Below are 6,378 nucleotides of genomic sequence, written 5' to 3'. Positions count from 1 at the left end.
CACGCCGCGCCCACTACCGTGGGCTAGCTGCCCCCCGAAGGGGCGGTTTCCCCTTGGGGCGGCCCGGCGGGGAAACGGTGAGCCCCCACGCCGCGCCCACTACCGTGGGCTAGCTGCCCCCCGAAGGGGCGGTTTCCCCTTGGGGCGGCCCGGCGGGGAAACGCTTTAATGCCTGGTCCGCAAAGAAAAAGCCCCTTGAGCGATCAAGGGGCTTTTTTCCATCAGAACGCTCGCCGGCGACGGTTACTTGTCGGCGGCGTTGGTGATGGCGTTACCGGCCTTGGACATGTCCTTGCCCATGCCCGCGACGGTGTTGCAACCGGCGAGGACAAAGCCGAACACGACGAAGGCGGTCAGCACGATCTTGCTGCGCATGCTGGCGCTCCTGTAGTGATAAAAACGGATCCGGCCCGTACTTTAGACGATTTCGACGCGAAGTTCGCCCAGCCCTTCGACGCCGCCGGTGATGACGTCCCCCTGCAACACCGCGCCCACGCCTTCGGGCGTGCCGGTGAAGATGATGTCGCCGGGCTGCAGTTCGAACAGGCCGGACAGGTAGGAAATGCTCTCCGGCACATTCCACAGCATTTGCGAAATGTCACTGGACTGCTTGCGTTGGCCGTTCACGTCCAGCCAGATGGCGCCCTTGTCCAGGGTGCCGACCACGCTGCGCGGGTGGATCGGACCCAGCGGCGCGGACAGGTCGAACGCCTTGCCGATTTCCCAGGGACGCCCCTGCTTCTTCATTTCGCCCTGCAGGTCGCGGCGGGTCATGTCCAGGCCCAGCGCATAGCCCCACACGCATTCGTTGGCCTCTTCGACCGGAATGTCGCGGCCGCCCTTGCCCAGCACCACGACGAGTTCCATCTCGTAGTGCAGGTTGGAGGTCTTGGGCGGATACGGCATCTTGCCGGTTTCGCCGTCGGCCACATGAAGCACCGCGTCGGCGGGCTTGCAGAAGAAGAACGGGTCTTCACGGCCGGTGAAGCCCATTTCCTTGGCGTGTTCGGCGTAGTTGCGGCCGACGCAATAGACGCGGCGCACCGGGAACAGCGCGGCGCTGCCGGCAACGGGAACCGCAACGGGCGGCTGGGGGGGCAATACGTAGTCCATGTTGAATCAACCTATGACGAATACGTGACCGGAAACCGGCAAAAGAGCTGGCTGCCCCCGCCGAGGGGGCAGTTTCGTCCTGGAGCGGCCAGGAGATAAAAACCATTCGCGAGTTTATCCCTTTCCGCGCGGCCAGGCGCGATCGCCGGGCGTTCAGGCGAACGTAGGGATTTCGCCGTCGAACACCACCAGGCGCTCGATGAAGCCGGCCATGTAGGCCTTCATTTCCTGGTGCGCCGCAGACACCTGGTAGCGGTCGTGCGCGGGGCTATCGGCGAATGCCGCCACCACGGCGTGGGTCAGGCCGTCCGAGCGGCTGGCTGCGTTTTGCCGGAAGGCATACCCCGCGACGCCGTCGCACTCCGCCAGGATCCGCTGGCAATAGGCCTGGACGCGGCCGTGGAAACGCGCGTCGGCGGCGTCGGAGAGTTGCAGCATTACGACATGCAAGAACATCAGGATTCCTTTTTTGCTCGGGTAAGGGCCAGCCAGGCTCGCGCGATCAGTCCCATGATGCCGTCGCGGAACAGCAGCACGCACAGAACGAAAATCGCCCCCTGGACGATGAGCACCCAGGATCCCAGCGGCGCCAGGTAATTCTGCAGCGACACGAAGGTGAAGGCGCCGGCCAGCGGGCCGAACACCGTGCCGATGCCGCCCAGCAGCGCCATCAGCACCACCTCGCCGTTGGCGTGCCAGTGCACGTCCGTCAGCGACGCCACGCCGAACACAAGCACCTTCAGGCCCCCGGCCAGCCCCGCCACCGAGGCCGACAGGGTAAACGCCATCAGCTTGTACCGCGACGTGGAGTAGCCCAGGGACCGGGCGCGCTGCTCGTTGTCGCGCACCGAACGGATCACTTCCCCGAAAGGCGAATTCAGCACGCGCAGCACGAAGGCATAGCCCAGCGCGAAGACCAGCAGCGTGAAGTAATACATGGGCATCACACCTTGCAGGTCGAAAATGCCGAACAGCTTGCCGCGCGGCACGCTCTGCAGGCCATCTTCCCCGCCGGTGAAGCCGGCCTGGACCGCGATGAAGTACACCAGTTGCGACAACGCCAGCGTGATCATCGCGAAGTAAATGCCCTGGCGCCGGATGGCGATGGCGCCGAACGCCAGGCCCAGCAGGCCGCCGGTCAACACCCCCGCCAACAGGCCGAGCTCGGGCGTGGCGCTCAACAGCTTCATCACGATGCCGGTCGCGTAGGCGGCCGCGCCGAAGAACGCGGCATGGCCGAACGACAGCAAGCCCACGTAGCCCACCAGCAGGTTGAAAGCCGCCGCGAACAACGCGAAGCACAGCACCTTCATCAGGAAGGTCGGATAGATGAACCAGGGCGCGACGAGCGCCGCGACCGCCAGCGCCGCCATCGCCACGCGCATGCCGCGGCGGCCCAGTTGAACGGGCTCGCGGGTCGCCTCGGCGGCCAGCACGTTCTGCACCTGCAGGGGCTTGCCGAACAGCCCCGCCGGCTTGCACAACAGCACCAGCACCATGATGACGAAGATCGCCAGGTTGGCGGCCTCGGGGTAGAACACCTTGGTCAGGCCTTCGATGATGCCCAGGCCGAAGCCGCTGACGATGGCGCCCATGATGGACCCCATGCCGCCGATCACCACCACCGCGAACACGACCACCACCAGGTTGGAGCCCATCATCGGACTGACCTGGTAGATGGGCGCGGCGATCACGCCCGCCACGGAAGCCAGGGCCACGCCGAGCGCATAGGTCAGCGTGATGAGCAGCGGCACGTTGATGCCGAACGAACGCACCACCGTCGGGTTTTCCGTGGCGGCGCGCAGCATTGCGCCCACGCGGGTCTTCTCGATCAGCACCCAGACGGCCAGGCACAGCACCAGCGACACGGCCACGGCCCAGCCGCGATACCACGGCAGGAACATGAAACCCAGGTTGACGCCGCCCATCAGCGCCTTGGGTATGGTGTAGGGCAGCCCCGACACGCCGTACGCCTGGCGCAGGCCCCCTTCGATCAACAGGGCGATGCCAAAGGTCAGCAGCAACCCGTACAGGTGGTCCATGCGGTAGGTGCGCGAGATCAACGTACGCTCGACCACGATGGCGAACACCGCCATGATGAGCGGCACCAGCACCAGCGCCGCCCAATAATTCACGCCCAGGTAGTTCAGCAGCATCCAGGCCAGGAATGCGCCCGCCGTGTACTGCGCGCCATGGGCGAAATTGATGATGTTCAACAAGCCGAAGATCACCGCCAGCCCGATCGAGAGCAAGGCGTAGAACGAACCGTTGATCAGGCCGAGCAGCAGCTGGCCGAATAGTGCCGTGGACGGCACGCCGAAAATTTCGAACACGTGGATTCTCCCTCAGACACCCAGGCGGCGCATGATCCGCTCGGGATCGTTGCGCGCCTCTTCCGCCGACAGCTGGTCGACCACGCAGCCGTGCTCCATCACATAATGGCGGTCGGCCACTTTGCTCGCGAACCGGAAGTTCTGTTCGACCAGCACGATGGTGAAGCCCCGCTCTTTCAAGGTACGGATGGCATGTCCGATCTGCTGCACGATGACCGGGGCCAGGCCCTCGGTAGGTTCGTCCAGCAGGATGAGCTGGGCGCCTGTGCGCAGGATGCGCGCGATCGCCAGCATCTGCTGCTCGCCGCCGGACAGGTTGCCGCCGGAACTGGCGCTGCGTTCGCGCAGGTTGGGAAACAGGGTGTAGATCTCGTCCAGGGACATGCCGCCGTCGGCCAGACGCGGCGGCAGCATCAGGTTTTCGGTCACGCTCAGGCTGCGGAACACCGCCCGCTCCTCGGGGCAATACACGACGCCCAGCCGTGGAATGCGGTGCGGCGCCATATTCACCGTTTCCCGTCCGTTCAGGAGGATCGAGCCGCGGCGCCTGTCGAGGATGCCCATGATCGCGCGCAGCGTCGTCGTCTTGCCCGCGCCGTTGCGACCCAGGATGGTGACCAGTTCGCCGCGCGTCACTTCCAGGTTCACGCCGTGCAGCACATGCGATTCGCCGTACCAGGCATTGAGGTCTTTGATCGCCAGCATCTCAGTGCGCCTCCTCGTCCGAACCCATGTAGGCCGTGATGACGCGCTCGTCGCGCGACACGGTGGCGTAGTCGCCCTGGGCCAGCACCGCGCCGCGCGCCAGCACCGTGATCGTGTCGGACAGGTCCGCCACCACCGAGAGATTGTGCTCGACCATCAGGATGCTGCGGTTGACCGACACGCTGCGGATCAAGGCGGCGATGCGGGTCACATCCTCCTGGCCCAGCCCCGCCATCGGTTCGTCCAGCAGCATGATTTCCGGTTCCAGCGCCAGGGTCATGGCGATTTCCAGCGCGCGCTTGCGGCCATAGGGCAGCAAGGCGGCGGTGGTGTCCGCCAGCGCGGCCAGGCCGACCGCATCCAGCAATTCCATCGCGCGCCCATTCAGGCGGTCGATGCTGCGGCGGCTGCGCCAGAAGCGCCAGCCGTCGCCATGCTGGCGCATCAGCGCCACGCGCATGTTCTGCAGGACCGTAAGCCCCAGGAACACCGCGGAGATCTGGAAGGAGCGGACGATCCCCAGCCGCGCGATCTGTTCCGGCGCCAGCGACGTGATGTCGCGGCCGCGGTAGTGGATGACGCCCGCATCCGGCGCCAGGAATTTGGTCAGCAGGTTGAAACAGGTGGTTTTGCCTGCGCCATTGGGGCCGATGAGGGCATGGATGGAGCCTTCGCGCAGGGACAGGGTCACGTCGTCGACGGCATTGAAGCCGCCGAACCGCTTGACCAGCCCCCGGGCGGACAGGACCGCTTGGGTATTCATGGAAGCGCTCCTACATGCGGGCCAGCAGGCCGCCGTCGATCGCCAGGACGTGCCCGTTGACGAACGACGCGCCCGGCGACGCCAGATAGACCACCGCCGGCGCGATGTCTTCCGGCGCGGCCCAGCGGCCGACCGGCACCGCCGTGGACAGGAAGGACTGGAACTGTGGGTTGTCTTGCAGACCCTGGGTGAAATCGGTGCGCACGAAGCCCGGAGCCAGCGCATTGCAGGTGATGCCGCTGGCGCCATACTCCACCGCCAGCGCGCGGGTAAAGGCCGCGACCGCGCCCTTGGCCGTCGCGTAGGCCGCGATATTCGGCATGGTTGCCTGCCCCGCCACGGACGACATCAGCACGATACGGCCGAAACCGCGCTTGCCCATGGCGGGCAGCACCGCCCGCGCGCAATGAAACGCGCCATTGACGTGGACGTTCTGCAGCGCCTGCCATTCGGCGGGGCTCATTTCCACCACGGGCTTGCGGTTCTGGTTGCCCGCGTTGCTGACCAGCACGTCGATTGCCAGGCCGGCGGCCTCCAGACCGGCCACGGCCTCGGCCACCGCCTCGCCGTCGGCCACGTCGAACGGCGCGCCGTGGGCCTTGATGCCCTCCTGCGCCAGTCGTTCGCAGGCCGCCGCGCAGGCCTCCGGGGAAAGGTCGTTGACCACCACCTGCGCCCCCGCCCTGCCCAATGCCTGCGCAATGGCATAGCCCAATCCCCGTGCCGAGCCGGTCACCAGCGCGACGCGCCCCGCCAGACCGAACGTCCGGTCCAGATAGTCGTGTTTCAAGCTTGTCTCCTAGATCTTGTATGCGACCGGATCTCTGGGCCCGGCCTGCGTCGAATCCGGCTCTCGTCGTGCGAAAACTTGATTGACATAAATCTCAATATACGCGACTATTTTTAAACACTCAATAACAAGATTTTTTCTTTATCTCTTATAAAGAGTTCTGGCTAGGAGACAATCATGGCCCTCGAAACCCCCGGCTGCCCCGCAGCCAACGCGCTGCCGCCCTTGGCCTCGCGCTTCCTGAAAGTCGCCGACCTGCCGTGGAAGCCCACGCAGGTGGAAGGCATCGATATGAAGATCCTGATGCAGGACAAGGAGTCCGGCCTGCTCACCGCCCTGTTCCGCTGGCAGCCCGGCACCGAGCTCCCACTGCACGAGCACGTCGAAGTCGAACAGACCTATGTGCTGGAAGGCTCGATCGTCGATGCCGAAGGCGAGGTATGCGCGGGCGACTACGTATGGCGCCCGCGCGGCAACCAGCACGTGGCGCGCGCGCCCAACGGCGCGCTGGTGCTCAGCTTTTTCCTGAAACCCAACCTGTTCATCGAAGGCTACGCCGGCCAGACGCTGGAATAAGCCCTTTTTTGCCGTCAGGCCGCTCTAAGGTAAAAAGCGCCCCCTCGGGGGCAGCAAGCCGAAGGCGCGGCGTGAAGGCACTTTTTCGCGCGACCTTC

The 6,378-nt window shown here is 65.4% G+C and carries 8 protein-coding genes; 1 reads left to right on the top strand and 7 read right to left on the bottom strand.

From position 1 onward, the window contains the following. Positions 1-243: 243 nt before the first annotated feature. The 7 genes from AGI3411_RS17610 to AGI3411_RS17580 all read right to left on the bottom strand — a co-directional run bounded on the left by AGI3411_RS17610 (position 244) and on the right by AGI3411_RS17580 (position 5,704). Positions 244-375, bottom strand: coding sequence for an entericidin A/B family lipoprotein (locus tag AGI3411_RS17610; RefSeq protein WP_042792660.1), 132 nt, complete (start codon positions 373-375; stop codon positions 244-246). A gap of 42 nt (positions 376-417) precedes the next feature. Next, entirely contained in the window at positions 418-1,113 is a 696-nt protein-coding gene (locus AGI3411_RS17605; protein WP_129528649.1) for a fumarylacetoacetate hydrolase family protein, read from the bottom strand. A gap of 153 nt (positions 1,114-1,266) precedes the next feature. Beyond that, complete coding sequence (locus tag AGI3411_RS17600) at positions 1,267-1,569, bottom strand: Dabb family protein (RefSeq protein ID WP_129528648.1); 303 nt, start codon at positions 1,567-1,569, stop codon at positions 1,267-1,269. Next, positions 1,569-3,446, bottom strand: a complete 1,878-nt coding sequence (locus AGI3411_RS17595) for an ABC transporter permease (RefSeq protein WP_129528647.1) — start codon at positions 3,444-3,446, stop codon at positions 1,569-1,571. The genes AGI3411_RS17600 and AGI3411_RS17595 overlap by 1 nt, the downstream gene beginning before the upstream one ends. A 12-nt stretch (positions 3,447-3,458) precedes the next feature. Continuing rightward, a complete protein-coding gene (locus AGI3411_RS17590; protein ID WP_129528646.1) occupies positions 3,459-4,151 on the bottom strand; it encodes an ABC transporter ATP-binding protein in 693 nt (230 codons plus the stop codon). 1 nt (position 4,152) lies between these two features. After that, positions 4,153-4,914: an ABC transporter ATP-binding protein gene (locus AGI3411_RS17585; protein WP_129528645.1), complete on the bottom strand. Its 762-nt coding sequence runs from the start codon at positions 4,912-4,914 to the stop codon at positions 4,153-4,155. Between the two features lie 10 nt (positions 4,915-4,924). Next, a complete protein-coding gene (locus AGI3411_RS17580) occupies positions 4,925-5,704 on the bottom strand; it encodes an SDR family NAD(P)-dependent oxidoreductase (RefSeq protein ID WP_129528644.1) in 780 nt (259 codons plus the stop codon). Positions 5,705-5,881: 177 nt separating this feature from the next. Here AGI3411_RS17580 and AGI3411_RS17575 point away from each other — a divergent pair, with 177 nt between their 5' ends. Then, complete coding sequence (locus AGI3411_RS17575; protein WP_129528643.1) at positions 5,882-6,280, top strand: cupin domain-containing protein; 399 nt, start codon at positions 5,882-5,884, stop codon at positions 6,278-6,280. The last annotated feature ends 98 nt before the right edge of the window (positions 6,281-6,378 follow it).

It is taken from the genome of Achromobacter agilis, from assembly GCF_900496965.1.
Taxonomy (GTDB): Bacteria; Pseudomonadota; Gammaproteobacteria; order Burkholderiales; family Burkholderiaceae_B; genus Achromobacter; species Achromobacter agilis.
Note: the sequence above shows the minus strand (reverse complement) of the source record. Positions and strands in the feature narration are given on the sequence as shown.